The sequence below is a fragment of the Kiritimatiellia bacterium genome (assembly GCA_018001225.1).
Taxonomy (GTDB): domain Bacteria; phylum Verrucomicrobiota; class Kiritimatiellia; order CAIQIC01; family JAGNIJ01; genus JAGNIJ01.
Genome location: JAGNIJ010000001.1, coordinates 97039 through 119870, shown reverse-complemented (window position 1 = coordinate 119870; position 22832 = coordinate 97039). Strand labels below are relative to the sequence as shown.

At 65.4% G+C, this 22832-nt stretch carries 21 protein-coding genes; 4 read left to right on the top strand and 17 right to left on the bottom strand.

The genetic code is table 11. The features are described 5' to 3' along the window. The first annotated feature begins 126 nt into the window (after positions 1–126). Positions 127–1689, top strand: coding sequence for a hypothetical protein (locus KA248_00480; protein MBP7828369.1), 1563 nt, complete (start codon positions 127–129; stop codon positions 1687–1689). Between the two features lie 395 nt (positions 1690–2084). On the opposite strand, the gene KA248_00475 is transcribed toward KA248_00480, so the two are convergent. The 11 genes from KA248_00475 to rpoD all read right to left on the bottom strand — a co-directional run bounded on the left by KA248_00475 (position 2085) and on the right by rpoD (position 15181). After that, positions 2085–2813: a hypothetical protein gene (locus KA248_00475; protein ID MBP7828368.1), complete on the bottom strand. Its 729-nt coding sequence runs from the start codon at positions 2811–2813 to the stop codon at positions 2085–2087. Beyond that, a complete protein-coding gene (locus tag KA248_00470) occupies positions 2767–4485 on the bottom strand; it encodes a glutamine--tRNA ligase/YqeY domain fusion protein (protein MBP7828367.1) in 1719 nt (572 codons plus the stop codon). Before KA248_00470 ends, KA248_00475 begins: the two co-directional genes overlap by 47 nt. A gap of 109 nt (positions 4486–4594) precedes the next feature. Beyond that, positions 4595–7216, bottom strand: coding sequence for a hypothetical protein (locus KA248_00465; protein MBP7828366.1), 2622 nt, complete (start codon positions 7214–7216; stop codon positions 4595–4597). A gap of 90 nt (positions 7217–7306) precedes the next feature. After that, positions 7307–7582 (bottom strand): hypothetical protein, encoded by a 276-nt coding sequence (locus KA248_00460; protein MBP7828365.1) that lies wholly within the window; start codon positions 7580–7582, stop codon positions 7307–7309. A 25-nt stretch (positions 7583–7607) separates the two neighbouring features. After that, entirely contained in the window at positions 7608–7976 is a 369-nt protein-coding gene (locus KA248_00455; GenBank protein ID MBP7828364.1) for a hypothetical protein, read from the bottom strand. Positions 7977–8031: 55 nt separating this feature from the next. Next, positions 8032–8772, bottom strand: coding sequence for a methyltransferase domain-containing protein (locus KA248_00450; GenBank protein MBP7828363.1), 741 nt, complete (start codon positions 8770–8772; stop codon positions 8032–8034). A 3-nt stretch (positions 8773–8775) separates the two neighbouring features. Beyond that, complete coding sequence (locus KA248_00445) at positions 8776–9324, bottom strand: GNAT family N-acetyltransferase (protein MBP7828362.1); 549 nt, start codon at positions 9322–9324, stop codon at positions 8776–8778. Positions 9325–9787: 463 nt separating this feature from the next. Continuing rightward, positions 9788–10480 (bottom strand): CAAX prenyl protease-related protein, encoded by a 693-nt coding sequence (locus tag KA248_00440; protein MBP7828361.1) that lies wholly within the window; start codon positions 10478–10480, stop codon positions 9788–9790. After that, positions 10477–12039: a long-chain fatty acid--CoA ligase gene (locus KA248_00435; GenBank protein MBP7828360.1), complete on the bottom strand. Its 1563-nt coding sequence runs from the start codon at positions 12037–12039 to the stop codon at positions 10477–10479. The genes KA248_00440 and KA248_00435 overlap by 4 nt, the downstream gene beginning before the upstream one ends. Continuing rightward, positions 12017–13360 (bottom strand): response regulator SirA, encoded by a 1344-nt coding sequence (locus tag KA248_00430; protein ID MBP7828359.1) that lies wholly within the window; start codon positions 13358–13360, stop codon positions 12017–12019. The genes KA248_00435 and KA248_00430 overlap by 23 nt, the downstream gene beginning before the upstream one ends. A gap of 84 nt (positions 13361–13444) precedes the next feature. Further along, the gene (gene rpoD / locus KA248_00425) at positions 13445–15181 is read right to left on the bottom strand and encodes an RNA polymerase sigma factor RpoD (protein MBP7828358.1); all 1737 of its coding nucleotides are present in this window, start codon (positions 15179–15181) and stop codon (positions 13445–13447) included. 366 nt (positions 15182–15547) lie between these two features. On the opposite strand from rpoD, the gene KA248_00420 reads away from it, so the two are divergent. The 3 genes from KA248_00420 to ruvA are packed head-to-tail and all read left to right on the top strand — an operon-like array spanning position 15548 to position 17459. Further along, positions 15548–15901, top strand: a complete 354-nt coding sequence (locus tag KA248_00420) for a response regulator (protein ID MBP7828357.1) — start codon at positions 15548–15550, stop codon at positions 15899–15901. Between the two features lie 13 nt (positions 15902–15914). Further along, a complete protein-coding gene (locus KA248_00415; GenBank protein ID MBP7828356.1) occupies positions 15915–16856 on the top strand; it encodes a hypothetical protein in 942 nt (313 codons plus the stop codon). Between the two features lie 9 nt (positions 16857–16865). Further along, the gene (ruvA, locus tag KA248_00410; protein ID MBP7828355.1) at positions 16866–17459 is read left to right on the top strand and encodes a Holliday junction branch migration protein RuvA; all 594 of its coding nucleotides are present in this window, start codon (positions 16866–16868) and stop codon (positions 17457–17459) included. A gap of 4 nt (positions 17460–17463) precedes the next feature. Here ruvA and KA248_00405 read toward each other — a convergent pair whose 3' ends face one another. The 6 genes from KA248_00405 to KA248_00380 all read right to left on the bottom strand — a co-directional run bounded on the left by KA248_00405 (position 17464) and on the right by KA248_00380 (position 22716). Further along, on the bottom strand, positions 17464–18807 hold the full coding sequence (locus KA248_00405) for a hypothetical protein (GenBank protein ID MBP7828354.1): 1344 nt from the start codon (positions 18805–18807) through the stop codon (positions 17464–17466). Beyond that, positions 18804–19886 carry a DUF3419 family protein gene (locus tag KA248_00400; GenBank protein ID MBP7828353.1) on the bottom strand — a complete coding sequence of 361 codons (1083 nt, stop codon included), beginning with the start codon at positions 19884–19886 and terminating at the stop codon, positions 18804–18806. Before KA248_00400 ends, KA248_00405 begins: the two co-directional genes overlap by 4 nt. Continuing rightward, the gene (locus KA248_00395; protein ID MBP7828352.1) at positions 19876–21177 is read right to left on the bottom strand and encodes a hydroxymethylglutaryl-CoA reductase; all 1302 of its coding nucleotides are present in this window, start codon (positions 21175–21177) and stop codon (positions 19876–19878) included. Before KA248_00395 ends, KA248_00400 begins: the two co-directional genes overlap by 11 nt. Positions 21178–21208: 31 nt before the next feature. Beyond that, positions 21209–21649 (bottom strand): VapC toxin family PIN domain ribonuclease, encoded by a 441-nt coding sequence (locus KA248_00390; GenBank protein MBP7828351.1) that lies wholly within the window; start codon positions 21647–21649, stop codon positions 21209–21211. Further along, complete coding sequence (locus KA248_00385; GenBank protein MBP7828350.1) at positions 21646–21870, bottom strand: antitoxin; 225 nt, start codon at positions 21868–21870, stop codon at positions 21646–21648. The genes KA248_00390 and KA248_00385 overlap by 4 nt, the downstream gene beginning before the upstream one ends. 303 nt (positions 21871–22173) lie before the next feature. Beyond that, positions 22174–22716 carry an outer membrane beta-barrel protein gene (locus KA248_00380; protein ID MBP7828349.1) on the bottom strand — a complete coding sequence of 181 codons (543 nt, stop codon included), beginning with the start codon at positions 22714–22716 and terminating at the stop codon, positions 22174–22176. Positions 22717–22832: the final 116 nt, after the last annotated feature.

Here is a 22832-nt window from a genome sequence, read left to right as displayed (position 1 = left end):
TTGTGCGCCTCTTAACTTAATACTAAATTGTTAGAATTTGCATAATAAACGCAATGCCAATTCTTAATGCTTACATTTTGTTAAAATAGAAAAGAATGTGGCATGCCATATGCTGTAGTATATCAAGTGAGCGGGCTGAAGAAAGGGCATGGTGAAATGATGATCAAGCAGATAGGACTTCGACAACTGGTTGAGAGCGCAAGCAGAGATGTACGACCCACCATTGGAGATATCAATTGTTCCAAGGAAAGGGGCTTCCACGTTTACGGCGAACTTCGTCTCAGCTTGAAGATGACCGCAGCAGAGGACACCCGGGATGCACAGCGATACCTTTCGATTCTTCAGGACTACGCGACCATCGCTGACGCGTGCGCCCGGGAAACACAGGCGGAACTCTTGGAGGTGCAGGGTGAACGAATTCATCTTCTGATGCCCTGCGCCGCCGCAGACCGGACGGCGGTCGATAAGGTCATCGCCTTCGCTATTTCCTTCGCTCAACTTGTCTACACAAAGATTGGTGCCAAGGCGGGAAAGGAGTTCCAAGGCTTCGCACTGGCCACTGACCATGGCGATGCACTTATATTGCTGTCGGGCAGCGGGGCCGATGGCTCCATCATCTCTCTGGGTCCTGCGGCCAATGCGCCGGCAAAAAGGTTGGGCACCGAAAAAGATGGACGCGTCAAGACGCCTGCGCGACATCTTGCCATGAGGTCCGAGATACTTCGTGCTATCCAGTATCCGTCGGACAGTAGCGAGTGGACCAATATCGACCTCAGCCATGTAGCTAAAGTTTTCGAAGGCCTGATGGATGGTCGGCTTACCGAGCGCTTGTCAAGGGCATCAGAAGCGAGCCTCCTACTAGAAAAACGGCGCGGCCCACCGGAAGTCAACTTTGTTCAATCAGGGTACTTTGCGGAACGTGACTTTACTCCCGGGCAAGCGCTCAAGCTGTCAGCGTTCTGCATGCGCGCCGACCTCGATGGATTCACAAAGGAGGTGCAGGAAGCGTTCAAAACCGGAAACACCGAGGCGCTCGTTCTGAAATTCGTCTCAATTATCGAATTCGCAAAGCAATTCTCCGGCTCCCGAGACCGTAAGATCATCCAGCTGCCATGGGCTGGCGATTGCGCGAACCTGATCGTGCTCCCGAAATACGCTGGGGAGTCCTACGAAGCTGCCCAGATGTACGTTCCGGCTCAGCTTCCGGCAGAATGGCACAGCCAAGTAACCGGCTCTGATCGCGAGAAAAGGCCATGGGCGCACATTCTCGGAAAGACGAGGTGGGCGGTTGGGTGCGCTGGTGGCGAAGTGTTCAATGGGAGTCGCCCCGTCATTCTTCTCGCCACGGTTCATACCGCAAAACGGGACTTCATGGTAGCTGCCGGGTGGGCTCCTGGGCGATCATTGGATGCACTTGACGCGGAAGGTGTCCGGGGGACGGACACCGTCATCCCGGAAGAGGACTATCAAGCGATTGACTCGCAATTCCAAGACTTGTTCGAAGAACTCGATTCGCGATTCCGGATTTCTCGCGGGTTGACAAAAGAAAAAGTCAGAGATGCAACGGTTCAGGCTAGTGCTCAACAGACCGGCCCTTACGTTGTGCCAGTTGGCCGCCACACGCCGCCCGCAAAACCGCACTGGTGGTGCAATGACTCCAGCCATACTTTCAGAAAACATCGCGCTTAACCTCGCGGTCCGTATATATGACTGCCTGAAAGAACCAAGGAGTTGTTGGCATCGAAGGTCGGTCAACGGCTATGAAATCACTGGAGCAGTGCCATTATCCCACGCTCGGATCAGAACAAGGGCCACGGCAAAGTGCCGAATCATTGTATTGCCCGATTGGATGGACAACACGCCAGCCGTAGTCTGCGAGGAGACTTGGCGTGCCCCGGCTGGAGGCGATTGGCATATAGACAACCGAGGCTACATCTGTACGGAGCTGAACCTTCATTGGAAGGATGAGATTTTCAGGATCTTTCGGGAGAAGAGCTTGGGGCCAACCGCAGAGTTCGCCGCACGCTGGCTTTTAAATAGCACAGCGACTCTGCTGCACCGGCAGTTGACCTTGTTTCGGGGAACTATCGACGGCTGGAACGATTCGTGGGACTACTGGGCGCACGGGACGGTGAGGGGGGAGGCGGAGTATCGTAAACAGCAGAAGCAGACGCAACGCTCGTCGTTACAGAAGTTGCCGTAGCCTGAGAGCGCTTAGTGGCGATCCCCGAGCACACGACGAAGGCGGAGGAAGCCATCACGACCAACTGCATAACGAGAAAGAACACAGCTACCCGGTGCCGTGCGATCTTTCTTTGCAGTATACAGCCGACGTTCAGTATCTGGTCGTGATACTCGATGCGAATCTCCTCTTTCGTCATACCGCCCACGATTTTATTCCTGTAGGCTTCGTCGATTTCATCCCGTGTCTTTCTCGTCAGTTTAAAACATGGGAATAATACTGTTCGGGCGGTTGTGAACTGTGGACGCGCGACAAGGCTTAGAAGCGAAAAGGCCAATGAAACCGCGCCTGCAATTGGGCTAAGCGCAAGAAGTAAGGTGGCGGCGGAGCACGGATGAATGAGTTGTATTGTAAATGACCGACATGTTTCTTCCAGACCAAGGAACCAGGTCAACAAGCCGAAGACACCCCCAATCGCCAAAGCACAAAGTCCGGTAACGGCGCCAGACTTGGCGTCTACAAACTTGATGATGTCTTGCGCGTTCTGATAGCCGGCTTGTGCGTGCTCCAAAGTGGCATGCAAATCAATGCCGTCTGTCTTCGCGGGATGTGTTGTTTGATGATCGCCCATGCTCTGTCTCCCTCATTGCTTCCTTCGCCCATGAATCTTTCAGGGTCACGGTCCGGTTGAAGACCGGCTTGCCGGGCGCGGAGTCGGGGTCGGCGTTGAAGTAACCGAGGCGCTCGAATTGGAAATGCTCGAGGGGCTTCGCCCCGGCAAGGCCGGCTTCGACGAAGCCGGCTACAGTCTGCATCGAGGCGGGATTCAGGAACTCGTGGTAATCCTTGCCCTCGGCGGCGGCTTTCGCCATGGGATCCTCGACGTTGAACAGCCGGTCGTAGAGCCGGATCTCCGCCGGCACGGCATGCTTCGCGCTGACCCAGTGGATCGTGCCCTTGACCTTGAGGCTCGCCTCCGGCGGCGACCAGCGGCAGACCACGGCATCGCCCTCGACCCGCAGGCAGGTCAGGAAGCCCGCGTACCGGATCCGCACCGAGCCGCCCGGCGTGAGCCGGAAATACTTCGGCGGCGGGGTTTCCATGAAGTCGTCCGCCTCGATGAACAGCTCGCCGGAAATCGGCACGTCCCGCGCGCCCGCGGATTCATCCTCGGGGTTGTTGACCGCCTTCACGCTCGCGGGCAGGTCGGCGGCGTTCTCGATGATCACCCGCCGCGGATTCAGCACGGCCAGCCGGCGCGCGGCGCGCTTGTTCAGGTCGTCGCGCACGCAGTGTTCCAGCAGCGCGACGTCGGAAAGGCTCTCAAACTTGGTCACGCCTACGGCCTCGACGAAGGCGCGGATCGCCTCCGGCGTGTAGCCGCGCCGGCGCAGCCCGCCGATCGTCGGCATGCGCGGGTCGTCCCAGCCCTTCACGCGGCCCTCGTTCACCAGCTCCAGCAGGCGCCGCTTGCTCATGACCGTGTAGGTCAGGTTCAGCCGCGCGAACTCGTACTGCCGCGGGCGCGAGGGCAGGCCGTCGAGGTTCTCGATCACCCAGTCGTAGAGCGGGCGGTGGACCTCGAACTCGAGCGTGCAGAGCGAGTGCGTGATGCCCTCGAAGGCGTCCTCGAGCGGATGCGCGAAGTCGTAGGTCGGGTAGACGCACCACGCGTTGCCCGTGTGGGGATGCTCGGCGTGCAGGATGCGGTACAGGACCGGATCGCGCAGGTGCAGGTTGGGCGAGGTCATGTCGATCTTCGCCCGGACGCAGAGCGTGCCGTCCGCGTGCTTCCCGGCGCGCATCTCCTCGAAGAGCCGCAGGCTCTCCCCGGCGGGCCGGTTCCGAAACGGACTTTCCTTCCCCGGGGCCGGTGGCGCGCCACGGTAGTTCTTCGACCACTCCTCCTGCGTAAGCCCGCAGACATAGGCCTTGCCCTTCCGGATCAGCTCGGCGCAGCAGTCGAACATCCGCCCGAAGCAGTCGGAGGCGAAGTAGAAATGCTTCCCCCAGTCGAAGCCCAGCCAGCGGACGTCCTCCTGGATGGACTCGATGTACTCGACCTCCTCCTTGGTCGGGTTCGTGTCGTCCATCCGCAGGTGGCACTCGCCGCCATACTCGCGGGCCATGCCGAAATCGATGCAGATCGCCTTGGCATGCCCGATGTGCAAGTAGCCGTTCGGCTCCGGCGGGAAACGGGTGACAACCCGCCCGCCGTTTTTCCCGGCGCGCAGGTCCTCCTCGATGATCTGCCGGATGAAATGCTTCGCTGGCGCCGCGTCCGGAGTGGCTTCGTTTTTCATTATTTGCTCGTTTCCGTGCGCGTTCTATAGCCCCGGCGGGAGGAAAAAGCGAGCGATATTCGGGACAACGTGACACGGCCGTCCCGACCGTGAAAGCACGGGCGCCCATTTACGGCGGGGCGTTGGTGGTCACCACCAGCCGGTAGAACAGCGGATCCAGTTCCGCCGCGGGCGCGTCGGTGTAGACGTTGAGCGGCGGGGTGGCGGGGATCTCGTCGTCCAGCAGGACGAACGGCCCGGGGAGGTTGGTTGCGCGGTAGATCGAGTAATACCGGTCCGCGGCGCTGGGCCACTGGAGAACATACGCCCCGGGTTCGGCGGCCGGCTCGCCGCCCGCCGAGAAGACCGAGTTCGAGTCGCCCGGGTCGAACCCGCCGATCCATTCCCCGTAGTTATCCAGCCCGTCCTCGTCGTCGTCGTCCTCCGGAGCGGAGCCGGTCGAGCCGAGATACTCCTCTTCCCACTCGTCCGGCAGGCCGTCGCCATCAGCGTCCGCCTGGAAGACCGTCGCCGTGCCGAGGTAGGGCAGGTAGTTGTGAAGGGTGACGGTGACGAAGAGGTCGCCGCCCCCCTCCGGCGGCGGGTCGAGCGCGACTTCGGCGACCCCGCCTGACGCCTCGGCGGTGCCGAGGATCCGGTTGCTATACACGCAGCAGACCCGCGCGCCGGCCTGCGCCACCGCCACCGTCACGGCGGCGGAGCCGGCCGGGACGCGGCCGGTGTGCGCCACGGTCAAATCCTGCGGCAGGCCGGTCCACATCTCCAGCGTCGGATCGCCCAGGCAGTGGAAGATCTCCATGGTGCATTTCGTGTAGGTGCTGGAGAGGGAGTACTTGGTGAGGAAATACGTCTTGGCCCGGTTCAGGATGTCGGCCAGGCGGTACGCCGGCTCGCCCACCGCGGAGTACGACACGCCGTGGTATTCGAGAAAGTTGGTCCAGACCGCGTCCGCCATGCCCCAGAACAGCCGGTCATTGTAGAAGGAGTAGCTCGTTCGCGTCGGCGCGAGCACGCCGATCGCCCCGCCGCTGGCGTGCCGGACCCAGTGCTCGGCGAAGCACTCGTCGCTGTCCGACGTGCCCGCCGCGGCGTCGTCGGTCTCGTTGTCGAACCAGCCGGTCTGGCAGTTGATGGACCAGACCACGGGCCGCAGGATGCCGTTGGTCAGGCCGTCCACGTCCGTGGCCTTGGTGAAGACCGGCTTGCTCCAGCCGGACCGGTTGCCGTGATCGCGGTGGGTCAGCAGGAAGGTCCCGCTGTTCACGGCCAGGCGGATGTTGGTCCGCGCACCGCTCCACGGAAAGGCCGGCTTGAGCAACTCCGCGGCCAGGGCCACGCCGCCCCAGGGCGGGCTGTCGTTTTCGAAGATGGCGCTGGACGCCGTCAGCCAACTGGCCCAATGCGTCGGGTTGGTGCCTTGATACATCGCGTAAATCCGCTCGGCGGCGTAGCCGGCGTCCGCAAGAAAGTTCTGGAGATCCTCTGTCGATTTCACGAACCGCCGCTCGGAATAGCCGTAGTAGGCGGCCCCCGTGTAGCTCTGGAACGAGGCGCAGAGGGTCGCGTTGGTGTAGTAGCGGCCGAACAGCGCGCGGCTGGGCGGCGCGCTCTCGTAGGCGATGACGCGCGCGGCCCAGTTCGTCGCCTGGGCCGCGGTCTCCACCGGCCAGCGCCCGATCGCGAGGTCCGGGATCCAATCGAGCGTCGCGCTCATGTCGGCGTAGAACAGGTCGGTGCTGTTCTTCCGCTCCCCGGCGGGGTGGTCCGTCTTGTACCAGGGGGGGATGAAATCCGCGTCGCCGATGAGCAGCACGTAGGCCGGCGCCGGGCTCCACGTGGTGTAGGCGTTCAGGATGTAATCGCGGAGCTGGTTGGTGGCGCTGCCGGTCTCGTTCGTCGTCACGACCGTCGTCGCGATCCCGCGCCGCATCTTCCACTCCGCCAGTTGGAAGGCGGCGTTGGTGAAGGCGTCGGCCGTGATGATCAGGAGTTCGCAGCCGTTCGTCGTCCCGCCGAAGGGCGAGACCCCGCGCGGGCTCGGGGCGGCGGCCTCGGCGGCAAGGACCGCGTCCGCGTTCGGCGCGCCCCGCAGCAGGCCGTCGAAGGCGCGGCTCGCCAGCCGCGGATCGCGCCGCGCCGGCGTCCCGATGAAGTCCAGCCGCACCTCGAGGCGGGGATATACCGTCAGGACGCCCGTGCGCGGGTTGTACTGGTACGGGTGGAGCCGGACCAGGCGGGCCGCCTGCCCGCGGATTTCTGTGATGGCCTCGAACGACGCGAACGCCCCGGGGTAATCGGCGTCCCGCGCATACACCGCCTCGTCGCGGGCCATCGCGGCAGAATCGCCCGAATCGGAGGGCGGCGGCTGAACGGGCGCCAGGCGGACGCCCGTGAACACCCGCGAGGCGCCGGGCGTGGCCGCCATGCGGACTTCGCACCCGTTCGGGACGAGGATCCATTGGGTGAAGGACGGCACGTCGGGCTGGCCGATCGGGCTGCTCGCTCCGCCCGGGTCCTGCACCAAGTCGTAGGAGCGGCCGTCCGGAAGCACGGCCATTCCGCGGACGAAGCCCGACACCTCCGCCGCCAGCGTCAGGCCCGTCACGCTGGAATCGCCGACCCGCACCCCTCCGCACGCAGGCGAACCGCTCTTCAGCGGCACCCACTCCTGGCCCCGCACCCCGACGGCATACAGGAACCACAGCACGCACAATCCCCGGCGGGTTTTCATGAACAAGGGCGCCTTCCTTGCAGCTAGTACGTATAAGTAACCGGGAATCCGGCAGGTGTTAAGCACGGCGGCGGAAGGAACCGGGCCGTCCTAAATCTTGACGCCGAAAAAGAGCCACCAGATTCCGTAGGCCACGGCCGCCAGCGGGGGGGCGTGAAGGAGCAGCAGGCCCGCCGCCTCCCGGCGGCGGACGCTCCACAGCGACAGGGCCGTGACCAGGCCATAAAGGTTCATGAGGCAGGCCACGGGAAAAAAAAGCTTCAAGGCCGTCGCGGCGACCGGGCGGGAAAGATAGAAATCGCCGTACACAAAAATCCAGAACACCACCCAGTAGCCCAGCGCGCCCCACCCTATGCCCCTGGCCATGCGGACTCCCTCCCTCCGCGCAGGGTCACACCAGCGCGTCGAACACGCTCCCGACGTCGTGGGTCGCCCCGCAGTACATGCACATGTTCCGCCCGCGCTCCAGCGGGCGGCCGCATTTCGGACACGGCGGCGCCGGCTTGCCGGCGCGATTGGCCTCGACCTGTTCCGCGGCGATCTGCTTGAGCCGCTCCTTCAGGTCCTGCTCCGATAGGTTAACGGCCTCGCTCAAGATTTCCCAGATGGCGCGGTTCAGGCAGGTAAGGCGGGTAACCGCCCGTTCCAAGCGCTCCACGCGGTTCGCCATGCCCTCGGCCTTGGCGGCGGCGAACTCGGCCTTCTCCTCCGCCTTCTGGGCGTTCCGCAGCTTCTCCATGCCGCTGATGAGGTTATCCATAGCGCAGCTCCTCGCGTCTCAATGCAGTGTACCCCCCCGGCTGCTTTTCGGCTAGTCAGGCGGCGGGCGGCTTGTGCGCCACCACCATCAGTTCCATCTCGTCCAGTTGCACCGGCCCCTTGTTCCACGCGCCCGCCGTGCCGCCCCAGATGTGGTCCACGGTCAACCCGGCCGCGCCAAACAACAGGCCCAGTTCCGTGGGCACAAAGCCCCGCTCCCTCATCGCGGCCTTGTCCCCCGTGGTGCAGTCCGTAGTTTCGGTCAGGGACAGGGGATCGAATTCTCCCGAGGCCACATCCTCCTGCCGATGCCGGCGGGCCATCCGGTAGCCGTTGAGCACCGTGAACAGGCAGGGCGCGCCCGGTTTCAGGGCCGCGGCCACGTTCCGCAGGATGGCCGCGGGCTGCGCCAACGCATCGTCCCCGGCGCCCAACAGGCCGAACGCCCCCTCGCAGAGACAGATCGCAGCATCGAAGGATTCCCCGGCCGAGAACCGGGTCGCGTCTTCCTGTATCCACGTCGCGTCAACCCCGGCGGCGGCCGCCTTGGCCCGGGCCTGCGCCAGCATGCCGGCGGAAAGATCTACGCCGGTCACGCGGAAACCGAGCCTGGCCAGTTCGACGGCGTGCCGGCCGGTGCCGCAGCCGAGGTCCAGGATGCTCATCCCGGGCTTCAGCCCGAGTTCCCGGACCAGGAACTGCACTTCGTACGGTGTATTTTGGGTAAAGCAGTTGCCGTCATACAACGGCGCGTGCCCATTGAAAAAAGCCGCCCACACGCTGGATTGATCCGCCATGCCTCATCGCTCCTTGCCGGTTCGCGCGGGCCTCCGGCGTCTTCCCGGCTTACGAGGTTTGATGCTCGAGTAGCAGAATGAATCTCGCGGCGCGGAGTCCATGGCGGGGCGCACGATCCATTTTCTAAGAATACCTTCCCGTGTCATGCCTATTTTTTCGAGGACGCGGGCCGAGGCCTTGTTCTCCACGTCGCAGGTCGCCCACACCCGGTATACCCGCGGCTGCTTCATCGCCCACGCCCGCATCGCCCGGGCCGCTTCCGTGGCGTACCCCCGCCCCCACCAGGCCCGGCCAAGGACATATCCGATCTCGATCCTCGGTCCGCAGGGGCGGATCCCGGCGGATCCGATCAACCCGCCACGCTTGACGATCACGGCCCACAGGTGCTCGGTTCCCTGGCGCCAGGTCCGGCGGGCCTGGCGAAGGAACGCCTTCGTCTCTCCAAGCGTCGTGTGGGCCCGCCAGGCGAGGAAGCGTGTCGCCTCGGGATCGGAGGCATAGGCGTCGTGCACGGCCCGGGCGTCGCTCTCCTTGATAGCGCGCAAAATCAACCGGCGCGTTCGAATGATCCGGGGCGGATTCACTTCGGGCCGAATGTACTTCCAGGCTGCCCGGTCCTGTCAAGGGAGGAGTCGTCGCCGCGATTCCAAGCTTGGTAAAAAAATCCGTGGAATCGGCCGGGCATGATTCCTTTCTTTCTGTGGATACCCATCCGCAGAAAGGAGGGCCTCGAACGGTACACGACCAGACGTGACAATCGAATAGCCGACACCCCCCGGGTTCGGCCGCGACCGGAGTGCCCATCGCGGAACAAGCCCGACGCCAGAAGGGGCCCGCTTGCGGGGCCGTCCCGCCGGATGCGGCATCGCGGGGCGCTCCGCCCGCCCTACGCCCTGCCGCATCCCGCCGCCCGCCGGCGCTCGGACCCGGTTGAACGCGCGCAGAAAGGACGCACGCCGGGCGCCACACGTCCGGGAGGAATGGGAGGATCGCGCCGCCGGCCGGCGAGCGCGGTTACCAGAATCCATACTGGCCCGTCGCGACGACGTAGAGGCCCAGCAGGAAGTTCGTGATCGCGTGGGCGATGCCGGCCGCCCACAGGTCGCGGGTCCGGATCGCCAGCGCCCCGTAGGCGAGTCCGGCCAGGATGCCGACCAGCCAGCGGTCGTGCTCCAGGCCGAACAGCAGCGCCGTGATGAAGAAAGCGTTGCGGACGTAAACGCCCAGGTCCACCGACCGGAAATCCCGGGCGGTGATCCACCGGTATATGAAGCCGCGCCAGAAGAACTCCTCTATGAAGGAGATGATGACGGCCGACCCGAGCAGGCGGACGACGGTCAGCGGCCAGCCGCAGGTTTCCGGCGCGTAGGGCGGCGGCGAAACAACCTCCGGCAGACGGCCCCAGGGAAGCACGGCGTACTTCAGGTAGAACTCCCGCAAGGCCGGCCATTGAGCCGCCCATTTCGTCTCGGGCAGGATCCAGACCGCGAAGACCGCGACGCCCACTCCCGCGGCCAGCGGCAGATTCCGAACCCGCAATGGGGCATAGCCGCCCCACGGGCGGAGCCCCAGGAAGAGCGCCAGGCCGACCAGGGCGCGCGCCGCGTAGGTCCAGCCCGACGGCGAACCGGGGAGGTAGATCAAAGCGATCCACGCGGCAAAGGGCGCCACGTGGGCCAGGGTGTCGCGAAGCTTGTGATCCATCACGGCACGCCCCTTTCGCGTTCGCCGTCCTTGCGCAGTTCGCGTTTCATGATCTTGCCCGCCGCGTTTTTCGGCAGGTCGGGAAGGAACACGACCCGGCGCGGGATTTCATGCCGGCCGAGGCTCTCCCGGCAAAACGCGCGCACCTGCGCCTCGGTCGCCGCGGCGCCTTCCTTGAGCGAGAGGTACGCCACGGGCACCTCGCCGTGCAGGTCGTCCGGCTCGCCGATCACGGCGGCCTCGCGGACGGCCGGATGCTTGTACAAGAGCTCCTCGACGACACGGGGATACACGTTCATCCCGTTGACGATGATCATGTCCTTCTTACGGTCCACGATGGAGAAGTAGCCGTCCTCGTCCTCGGTTCCCAGGTCGCCGGTGCGGAACCATTCGCCGAAGAACGCCTCCGCGGTCTCCGCCGGCAGCCTCCAGTAGCCCTTCATTACGTTGGGTCCGCGCACGCATAACTCGCCGATCTGCCCGCGCGGAAGCTCCCGCCCCTGCCCGTCCATGATCTTCATCTCGACGCCGGGCACGGGCAGGCCGACGGTGCCAAGTTTGCGCCGCCCGCCGATCGGGTTTACGCAGGTCACGGGCGAGCACTCGGTGGGGCCGTCGCCCTCGTAGACCACCTTGCCGAACCGCTCCTCGAACTGGCGCATGATCTCGACGGGCATCGCCGCGCCGCCCGAGACAGCGAACCGCAGCGACGCCAGCTTGGCCGTGTCTTCCGGCGGGAGCCGGAGCAGCAGGTTGAACATGCTTGGCACGCCCATAAAGAGCGTGGCGCCGGAGGCGCGGATCGCCTCGGACGCCTGCGCCGGGTCGAACTTCGGCAGCGGGACGATCATGCACCCGGCCAGCAGCGGCGAGAGCATGGCGGCGGTCGCCGCGAAGGCGTGGAACATCGGCAGCACCACCAGCACGACATCCCGGCCGGGCTCGAAGCGCAGCGCGGCATGGACGCTGCGCACGTTGCTCACGAGGTTCCGGTGCGTCAGCATGGCCCCCTTCGGCCGGCCCGTCGTGCCCGAGGTGTAGATGATCGCAACCAGGTCCTCCGCCGCGTTCACGGGCGGCCGTGGACACGGCCCCTCGGCCGTCAGCAAGGAGGCGAAGGGGATATCGCCCAACGGATTCTGCGCCCCGACGCAAACAGTCCACTCGAGATTTCGGACCTGGGGCTTGAGGATTTGGACGTTCTGGGCGAACGCCTCGAAATAAATCAGCGCCCGCGCGCCGGCGTCGTCCAGAATGAAGGCGATTTCCTTCGGATTGAGCAGAAGGTTGATCGGCACGACCACGGCGCCGGCCTTGACGATGCCGAAGTAGGCGATGACGAAGGCGTCCGAGTTGATGCAATACAATCCGATGCGGTCGCCGGGCTTCACCCCGCGCGCCGCGAAGGCCGCGGCGACCCGGTCGGTCCCGGCCTCCAGCGCAGCGTAAGTCGTGGCGCGGCCGCCGAACAACACCGCGACGGCGTCGGGGGTGGCCCGGGCGGCCGCCCGGAACGCCTCGACAAGACTGCCGGCCGCGTCAGTAGTGGTACTCGCTGCCACCGATGAACTCCCGGATCAGGGACTTCGAAGGGACGACCGAGTCGTCCGCCACGGCCGTCAGGGGCGTGAAGAACTCGTGCACGCGCTTGGCGCGCAGGTAGGCATCCTGGCGTTTGGCGTCGTCCTTGTAGAGCTTCAACGCCTCCGGGAAGAACTTGAAGAGCTTGTGCTTGAGGATCGGCAGCTCGAACGGCTGGGCGCTGTTGACGAGGTAGTCCACGGTGCCGATGTAGGGCACGATGTTCTTCATCTCGCTGCGCCGGACGTAGTGCCAGTGTGTGAGCGTCTGGAGCGGCTGCAGGTTCCGGTGCCAGCTGTCGCGGATCATCCGCCGGAGCAGGCGGTTGTCGGCCCAGCGCATGAACGTGCCGTCCGCGGTCCGCACCTGGCCGAGCGTCTCGATGTAGAGCTTGAACTTCCGGTTCGGCTCGATGCTCTTGGTCATCTCGCCGTACAGACCGTGCAGGCTGTCGATCATGAGGATCTGGTTGGGCTTCAGGCTCATCTCGTGCACGTCGAGCTTGCGCTTGCCGGTCTTGAAGTCGTAGTGCGGGGTCTTGATGGTCTTGCCGGCCAGCAGCGCCGCGAGGTGCTCGTTGATGAGGGGGAGGTCCAACGCCTGCGGCGTTTCGTAGTCGTAGTCCCCGAACTCGTCCTTCGGGTGCATCTCGAGGTCGAAGAAATAGTGATCCAGGTTGATGGCCACCAGCTCGGCGCCGGCGGCCTTCAGGCGCTCGCTGGCCTTGATGGTGGTCGTGGTCTTGCCGGAGGACGACGGGCCGGCAATGATGACCAGCCGCATCTCGGGCAGGCGCGCCAGCATGGCCTCCGCGCCTCGCGCGACCTCGTCGCTGTACCGTTTCTCGCAGGCCGCGACCAGGTCCGGCAGCTTGCCATCGGTGATGATCTTGTTGAGGCCGTCGACGGTCTCGCAGCCGTGGTCCATGTTCCAGCGCAGGACCTCGTAAATCTTCTTGTAGGGGATGTTGTCCGAGGTCTCGAACGCGTAGGCCCGCGCCGCCCGGGCCTGGGCACGCTGGTGGCGGTAGATGATGTACGCCCGGGAGGTCTTGACGTGCCCCTCGCGGATCAGGACGGCTTCGACGATATCCTGGATATCCTCGACCGAGGGCGTGGCCTTGGAGCCATAGGCCTGGACCAGGTCCTGCTCCACTTTAAGGGCCAGGCTCTCGGCGGTCGCCCGGTCGCTGCCGCCCACGGACGCGGCGGCCTTGAAGATGGCCGTGGCGATCCGGTCTCGGTCGTAGTCCACCAGGTTGCCATCGCGCTTGACGATTTTCTGGATGGGGCATGTGCTCATGACGAGCTCCTTTCAGGCCACAGTTTCGACAGGGGCCGGTATTTGTCCACTACAATTTGCGCCGCAGGATATTCCGCCGCCGGGTCAATCCGGGAATTCGAGGAACCCGTCGAGCTTGCGCAGGCGGGTCGGGTGGCGCATCTTCCGCAGGGCCTTGGCCTCGATCTGCCGGATGCGCTCGCGGGTGACGGCGAACTTGCGGCCGACCTCCTCGAGCGTGCGCGAATAGCCGTCGGCCAGGCCGAACCGCAGCGTCAGGACCTCCTGCTCGCGCTCGGTCAGGGTCTTGAGCACCTCCTGCAGCCGCTCCTTGAGCAGGCTGAAGGCGGTCATCTCGGAGGGGTTCTCCGCGGACTTGTCCTCGATGAAGTCGCCGAAGTGGGTGTCCTCGCTGTCGCCCACCGGGCTCTGGAGGGAGATCGGCTGCTGGGCCATCTTGAGCACGGCGCGTACCCGGTCGACGGGCAGGTTCATCTCCTCGGCCACTTCTTCCGGCGTGGGCTCGCGTCCGAACTCCTGCACGAGTTGCTTCTGGATGCGCATCAGCTTGTTGATCGTCTCGATCATGTGCACGGGGATGCGGATCGTGCGCGCCTGGTCGGCGATGGATCGGGTGATGGCCTGGCGGATCCACCACGTCGCGTACGTGCTGAACTTGTAGCCGCGCTGGTACTCGAACTTCTCCACGGCCTTCATCAGGCCCATGTTGCCCTCCTGGATCAGGTCCAGGAACGACAGGCCGCGGTTCGTGTATTTCTTGGCGATGCTGATGACCAGGCGCAGGTTGGCCTCCACCATCTCGGCCTTGGCCCGCAACCCCTTGCGCAGCCACGTCTTGAGATCGTGGTAAGCCTGGACAAAGTCCGCGGTGGCCAAGCCCTGCTCTTCTTCGAGCTTCTTCAGGCGCGCCTGCTCCTGCCGCAACGTGTCGGAGCGCCCCTTGTTCCTGGCCACGCGCTCCTGCCGGGCAATGGCGTCTTGGCAGGCCTTGAAGCGGTGCTGGCACTCGTCGGCGACGGTCACGAAATCCTCGACCGCCTTCTGCTTGAAATAGAGCTTTTCGTACTGGGCGGCCAGCCGCTCGCGGTACTGCTCGACGGTCTTCTGGATCCGCTGGCGGGCGGTCTTGCTCAAGCTGACCTTCTGCCCGGCGACAAACTTCTTCCGCATGGACGCGACATCCTTGAGGATCGCCTTGCGGAGGCCCGGCAGGCGCTTGAGATACTTCTCTCGGCTCTCGACGTGCTTGTCGCTGATGATCCGGTCGAAGCGCTCCTTGCCGCTCTCCAACCGTTCAGCCACGCCCAGGTAGGCGCCGCACGCGAAGCCGAACCGGTTGAAAAGGTTGCGCGCGTTGAGCTCGGCCTCCTCGATGCGCTTCGATATTTCCACCTCCTGCTCGCGCGTCAGCAGCGGCACCTGGCCCATCTGCTTCAGGTACATGCGGACGGGATCGTCCAGGACGTCGACGCGCTGGGTCAGCCGGGCGCGCTCCTCCTTTTCCATCTGGCTCTTGAAGCGCTGCTCGTCCGCCTCCTCGATCACCTCGATATCCATGCCGCGCAGCAGGATGAGAATGCCGTCAAACTCGTCCGGGCTGATCACGCTCTCGGGCAGGGCCTCGTTGACATCGTCGTAGGTCAGGTAGCCCTGGTCGCCGGCCAGCTTGATGAGGCCCTTGATCTTGGCGCTGCGCTCCTCACGGTTGACCCGGATCTGGAGTTCACCGCCCCCGCCGGCTTCGCCGCGGGCGGCATCCCGCGGCGGCGCGGCGGCTCGATGACTGTCTTTTTTGGCGGATTTGACAGGCGTTTTTCCCATAACTCCCCGTTTCAAGCCATAATACGGCCTATTATAGGCGCAAGAGGCGACTATATATTTCCCATCCGGGCCATTTCGTCAAGAGCCGCCGCAAAAAAAGACGACGGCGGCTTGACTCGATGGGGCGGCTTCTGGTACAAGCCGCGGCCCATGGGACAACAACACAGAGTCACGGTTAAAAGGAAAGCCCGCCTGCGCCGCGCGAAAAGGCTCAAGCTCAAGGCCAAGGCGAGCCGGAAGCCCGCCCCGGCGGCGACGCCGGCCCCGTAACCCGGCGCGCCAGGCAGGATCGCCGATCGCTTTCCCGTATTCCGCGCGTGACAACGCCCGCGCGCGGGATAGAATCGGCAGCGAGGATAGCACAACATGATCCTGGTGGTAGACGACGACAAGGTGCTGACCCAGCTGTTGAAGACTATGCTGGAGGACGAGGGCTACGGAGTCCAGGTCGCCTACGACGGCGAAACCGCCTACAAGCACCTCCGCGATCCCAAGTGCCGCGGGATGCTCCTCGACATCCGCATGCCGGGGATCAACGGCGCCGAATTGCTCATGCTCATGGCCGCCGAGGGCATCAAGGTCCCCGTCATCGTCATGGCCGGGTTCCCGGACTTCGACGAGGAGGAGATGAAGCAGTTCCCCAACGTGAAGAAACTGTTCCACAAGCCGTTCTACCCCGAAGACATGCTCCGCTCCGTCCGCGAGTTCGCGCTGAAGTAAAACCGGGGAGGTCATGGCCCGCTCCGCATACCTTGTGGCCGGCCTCGTCGCAAGCCTCGGGCTCTCCGCCTGCCGCGCCCCCTCGTCCGGCCCGCTGATCTCCCGGCGGGCGCCGGCCGGGCAGCGGATGATCCAGCCCGTCGTCGCCGTCACCGATTTCGAGAACCTCTCCAACGCCTCCGGCCGCTGGAACCTCGGCAGCGGCATGGCCGACCTCCTGACCGCCCTGCTCCTGGACTCCGGCCGGGTCACCGTCCTCGAGCGACAGCACCTGGACACCGTCGTCGGCGAGATCCTCCGCCAGGGCACCGACCTGTTCCGCGCGGAGGGCCGCGTCGTGAAGGGCCGCCTGAAAAACGCGCGCTACCTCGTCCGCGGCTCCGTCACCGACTTCACCGAAACGGGCCGCGCGGCGGCCGGCGGCGGGTCCTCGTGGCTGCGCCTGTTCGGCGGCGGCAGCCGGGCCCGCGTTTCGATCGTCATGCACATCTCCGACGTGGAGTCGGGCGAGATCATCGCCTCCGTCCGCGCCGCGCAGTCGGTCTCCGCCGGCGGGGGCGGCGGCGAGGGGCGCTATAAGAACGTTTCGTTCGGCGGCGAGGCCTTCTTCCGCACGCCGCTGGGCCGGGCCACCGAGGCCGCCCTCCGCGACGCCGTCCGCCGCATCCTCAAGGAACTGCCGCCCGTCGCCTGGGAGCCCCGCGTGGCCGAGGCGGGGGAGGAATACGTGGTGATCAACGGCGGGGCGAACGCCCGCCTGCGCGCGGGCGACCGGTTTGTCGTCCGCGAGCAGGGCCGCGAAATCACCGACCCCGTCACCGGGAACATACTGGAATCGGTGCCCGGGAAAATCGTCGGGCGCCTGCAGGTGGTCGAGGTCAAGCCGGTCTCCGCCCACGCCACCCTCCTCGAGGGCCGGGCCCGGCGGGGCGACCAGCTGGAAATGGTGCGCTAGGAGTTTTTCATGATTACCTTCCTCGAGGGACGGCTGGTCGAAAAGGATCCGACCCGCGTGGTGGTCAACGTGCAGGGCGTCGGCTACGAGGTCTTCATCCCCTTGAGCAGCTACGATCGCCTCCCCGCGCCCGGCGAACCCCTGCGGCTCCTGACCTACGACCACGTGCGGGAGGACCTCCACGCCCTGTACGGCTTCGCGACGGACGAGGAGCGCCGCCTGTTCCTCCTGCTCATGGGCGTCAGCGGGATCGGCCCGCGCCTGGCCCTGACCGCCTTGAGCGGCCTCTCCGTCCGCGACCTCAAGGCCGCCGTGGCCCAGGGCGACGTGAAGCGGTTGAGTTCCGTGTCCGGCATCGGCAAGAAAACCGCGGAGCGCATCGTCGTGGAATTGCGCGACAAACTCACCGCGGGCGAGGCCCTCGAGGCCGTCGCCGGGACGGCGGCCGGCGAACCGGACGCGCGCCTGCGCGACGCCATCCTGGCCCTGGTCTCCCTCGGCTACAAGCAGGCCGACGCCCAGAAACGCGTCCGCGACATCCTCTCCGGCGTCGGCCCCAAAACCACCGTCGAAGAAATCGTCCGCCTGGCCCTGGCCCCCTGACGCCTCAACCCGGGCCCCGCGGCGCAAGCAGCACGGCGGCGCCCGCCGCGGCCGTGAGAACAAGCCGCCAGGCCGGCCAGGCGCGCTCGCCGTCGAACGAGGGCCCCGGCCCGAGAAGGGCGTCGTCCAGTGCGCACGCGGCCAGGACCAATCCCGCCGGAAGCCACAGGCCGGGCATCTGCGCGCCCCCCGGGAGCCAGCGCCCGGCCGGCACGATTTCCACGGCCCATGCGATCGCGGCCACGAGCAATAGAAGCGCGCGACGCCGGATTCCGGCCGGCCGCCACGCCCACAGCACGTGGTTCCACAATCCGAAGGCCAGCACGACCGCCATCGCGGTCGCGAACGGCGGGAAAAACTGCGGGCCGCGGCGCACCATGTTGCCCGTCACCAGCAGGAGCAGCGGGATCACCAGCACCCGGAACAGGACCCGCACCCGTACACGCGCCGGGGCCCCGCGGGGCCCGGGGATGAACGTCCGCGCCCCCGCGTAGACCATGAAGGCCGCCAATACGGGGAGCGCCCACCGCTCCGAGCCGAGGGACCACGCGCCGAAGACGAACAGGCCGAACAGGATTGTTCCCCCCGCGTTGAACGACGGCGTCCGCCGCGCCGCCCACGCGATCCCCAGGCCCAACAGGAGGAGGCTGATGTTCTGGTAGACGATCTCGGCGACCGGCTTGGTCGTGATCTTGGAGAGGATCACCGCGACGCCGAGCGGGATGAACAAGTTGTCCGCCCCGCCCATGCTGACCGCCTCGAACCCGGTCACCAGCACCGCCACCAGCAGCGCCGACAGCGCGCACACGACGGGCGGCAGGCCGGTCATCAGTTCCATCGGGAGCCACAGCGCCAGGAACGCGATCAGGAGAAAGACGGCCGATCCTTCCAGGCTCTTGGCCTCGTCTTCGACCTCGTACCGGTGCCGGCCGTACTTCGATCCGATCAGCGCCGCGCAGGCATCCGCGACGGCCAGGACCAGCATCGAGCAGGCGTAGAGCCAGTACTGGCCGTACGTGACGACGTAGACGAGGAACACCGCCAGCGGGAAATATTCCGTCCCGCTCGTCCGCCGCGCCACGCCGTGCAGGCTCCGCAGCGCCGCGTGCCGCTTCGCCCAGAGGAACAGCAACGAAAGCGCCGCGGTCATGACGAGCACCGTCGCGGGCGACCGGACCAGCCCCGGCAGGGCCAGGCTCAACAGCCCGCCCGCCACGTGCACGACCTTCCGCGTGGCCTCCCCGCCCGCGCCGCGCCGCCGCATCCACTCCGCCGCGCCCAGCACGGGCAGGAACAGGACGCCGAAAGCGAGAGCCCCGATGAGATCGCTGTGCAATGGCCACGTCATGCCCGCACTCCTTCGACCACGAATCGCCGGTAGAAGAACGCGCGGTCCCGCTCGAACAGACGCGCGGCCAGGTCGTCCAAGGCCTCCGCGCGCGGCCGGAATTTTTCCGGGCAGGCGCGCGGCACGAGCATGTTCCAGTAGGCCAGCCGCGCACCGGTGTGCGCCTTGTCGAGCAACTTCCCGTACACGGCCTCGGCCAGGTCCGGCGGCATGTACTCGAAGATGTCGGAGAGATTGAATCCGTCGAACCCGCCGGGAGCCTCCTCCGCCGGGCCCTCGAACAGCGCGAGACGGTCCAGGTGAGCCCGGATGCGCGCCAGGCGCGCGGGCTCGAGGTACGGCGGCAGGGCGCGGGCGAAATTCCCGGTGAGGATGTATTCCAGGTACGGGTTGTCGTGCGTCGGCAGAACGGCCAGGGCGTGCTCGGCGCGCCGCAGGATGCGGTCGGCGACGGAGCCCTCGACGTAACGGAAGAATTCCGGGTCGCGGCCGAAGCGCCCCATGACCCGCCGGCTGAAGAACAGCCGGAACATCCAGCGCCAGCGCCGGTTGTTCCAACGCCGGTCATAGAAATCCCGGCGGCCCGCCGCGTCCCGGGGCTCGAGCAGCGCCGCCACCGTCCGCCGCCCGTGGATCAGCGGCAGCACGCGCGTCCGGAAAAGCCGGAAGTAGTTCTCGAACTTGCCGGCGTGGATGAGGCCCGCGGCGACGTCACCGGGACGGCCGGTCCAGAACGCGGCGGCGTTTTCGGAAAGGCGCGGGCGCAGTTTGTTATCATAAACCGCAAGCCGGTCCGCCGAGGGCCGCAGGCCTAGAAAGGCGAACAAGGCCGCGTCGTCCAGCTCGCGGATCGCGGCGATCTTGAGCTCGACGCAGGCGAGCTGCGCGCGGCTCAAGTCGGCGGCGACGACCTCCGCCCCCTCGCCGATCAACGCGAGGCTGTTGTCGCCGCCGGACGCGATGGACAGGATCCGCTTGCCGGAGGGCTGAAGCGCCTCGAACAGGAGGCGCGGATCCTCCCAGCAGTTGGCGTAGCGGATGAAGTCGAGCCGCACGCGCTGCGCGAGGTCATCCGGCATGGGGCTTCTCCGCCTTGCGTTTCCGCCCGTATCGCGCGTGGGCCTGCGAGAACTCGCCCGCAATGATCGCGCCGGTCAGCGATATCTCGCCCGCCAGCGCGGTGGCCGCGCAGATCTCGGCGAACTTCCGGGCGCCGCCCTCCCCGGCGCAGCCCAGCATCGCCAGACCTTCCCGCGCGCCGGGCAGCGTCGTCCCGCCGCCGACCGTGCCGACGATCAGGTTCGGCAGGCTGATGGACACGTACAGGTCGCCGTCCGCGGTTTTGTCCATCCGCGTCAGGCCCACCGACGCCTCCGCGACGCAGGCGGCGTCCTGCCCGCACGCGATGAACAGCGCCGCCAGGGCGTTGGCGAAATGGCCCTGCGCGCCGATGGCCCCGCTCTGGATACCGCCGAGCACGGAGACTTGCCAGCCCGCGAGCATCTCGTCCACCGTGACGTGGATGACCTTCTTCAGCAAGTCCCGGCGGATCACAGCCTCGGCGACCACCTTCTTCCCGCGGGCGAACAGGAACGAGAGCATCGTCGCCTTCTTGTCGCCGGAAAGGTTGCCCTCGACGTACCAGTGCTCCGGCTTCACCGGCGACTCGGCGACGAGGCGCCGCGCCAGCGCGTCGGCCGCGAGCGTGACCATGTTCTGCCCGGACGCGTCGCCCGTGGTGAAGTCGAGAATCAGGTACAGTTCCTTGCCCAGCATCACGGTCCGTAGGTCCAGCAGCCGCGCGTGGCCGGACGTGGTCGCCACGATCTTCTGGAACGACTCGAAGCGCGGCAGCGCCCAGGCCAGGAACAGGCCCGCGTCGGCCAGGGAGCGGAACGCGAAGCAGGGCGATCGCGACACGCTCTCGGTCAGGCACATCGCCGCCGCGCCGCCGGACTGGCTGATCACGTACGCGCCGCGGTTGTACGACGCGACCAGGGCGCCCTCGGACGTCGCGAGCGGCACGAAAAAATCGCCGTGCGCGTGCGCCCCGTTGACCCGCAGCGGCCCGATGACGCCCACCGGGACTTTCGCGTAACCGACGAAGTTCTCGACGTGCCCCGCCAACGATTCCGGCGCCGGGTCGGGAATCAGGCCCGACAGGTTGTCGATCCGCAGGCCTTGCTCCTTCAGAAACGCCCGGCGTTTTTCCAGTCCCGTGGCCGTGTGATCGTTACCGTGCGGCACGTGCGGGGGCAACGGATCCTTGTCCGGCGGCCGGGGAGCCAGCCGATGGACCTCGTCCCCGGCGTTCCCGCCGGCGAGAAGCTGCTTGAGGATGTCACCCGCGATTTTTCTTGGGGCCGGCATGGCGCGCCTCCCTCCGCATCCGCTTCTGTTCCTACTCGATTACGGTCAAGACCTCTTCCGCTTTCCAATCCGACGGCACCAGGGCCGCCATGCCGCGGTCCAGCGTGGCCAGGCGGCCTTGGCGGGCGGCCGCCAGCGCCAGCAGGTAGGCGTCCGTCACCTGCCGATGGCTGCCGATGCGGGCGAACGGCCCATCGGCCAGGGCCGAAGGATCAAGATCATCCGTCCAGAAGACATGATGCGGCAGCAGGATGATGCGCTTCATGACGGCCAGCGCCTCCTGCGGGAGTACGGCGTCTTCGATGATCCTGCTGTTCGAGGAAAGCCGGACGAAGGCGAGCTGGGTCAGCGGGCAGGTGGCCCACCCGAACCGCTCGTTGCCGGCAAACCAGCGATGGGCCGGCTCATGATGCACGTGCGAAGGCCAGGCCAGCGCGATCAGAAGATTCACGTCCAGCAGCGCGGGCCTCACGGCTCATCCTCCGCGCGCTTCACGTCCTTCAGGGTAATGGGACGGGTCCCGTGTTTTACGCGGAAGACCGGAAAGCCATCCGCCACCACCGTGAGGCGGTCTTGCCGCAGGCCCTTCTTCGCCAGGTCTGAAACGACTTGTCCGAGAGGCTGATTCTTCTCCATCGCGATGGCCCGGGCGACGGATAAAACGTCGTCATCAATAGAAAGCGTCGTTCTCATGATGACAGCTTAATCGCGCGCCGGCGTGATGTCAAGATGCCGACGCATCATGATGTCACCATGAGAAAACAATAAAATTCCTATCCTTGTAAAACCCCTGCGGCCTTGCGCCGCAGGTGAATAGGTCTGGCCACCACGGGCGCGGACTCTCGGTTCTGCCCCTGGCGCGTCAACGCGCCCAGGGGCAAAAGCAGAAAAAAGGCGGGCATCGTCAGGGCTCTGCGGACTGGCAAGCCGTCTGCGGGTCGCCAGTACGCAGCAGCCCATTGGCCGAAACGAATAAACTGACAAGCGGAATATCGACTAGTCGAAGTAGAAGCGAACGCTGAAGAGGATGCGGACTTCGTCATCCTGCACCTCTTCTTCTTCACTATCGACAAAAATATCATCCGTGGCAATAAGGTAGCTGCCGTCCACGGCAAGAGCGACGTCGTCGCGGATGAAGTATTTCACGCCACCACCAACCGAAAAGACGGCGGCGTCGGTGTCGATATCGCTATCGTCGGCTTCGGCATCGGCCCAGACCACGCCGGCGCCCAGGAATGGCACAAGGGCCGAATCAAGGACGATGTTGTACTCGGCACGGACTCCCAACTCGGTGCTCATGTAGGCATCGTTGTCGCGTAATCCAGCGAGCAGGGCCACTTCGATTCCGTCAGCGACGAACTGGCCGTAGGCGAGCTGAATTTGTAATTCATCTCCCATCACATTGATGAACCCTGCGCCTTCAAGAACCTTGGTTCCCTTGTCCAGATTAGGGGTAACTCCGCCAGATTCCTTGTCAGCGGCAAATGCCGAACCCGCCAACATGGCTGCGACTGCAAACACGAACCACTTGTTACTCATCTTCTGCTTCTCCTGTTTTTGTTGCTTTCCCGACACGTTGAGGGACTCGTATCCGGAAAAATAACCTACGACCCTGCTGATTGCAAATATGCGGCCGATTCGGTTAACCGCTCAAA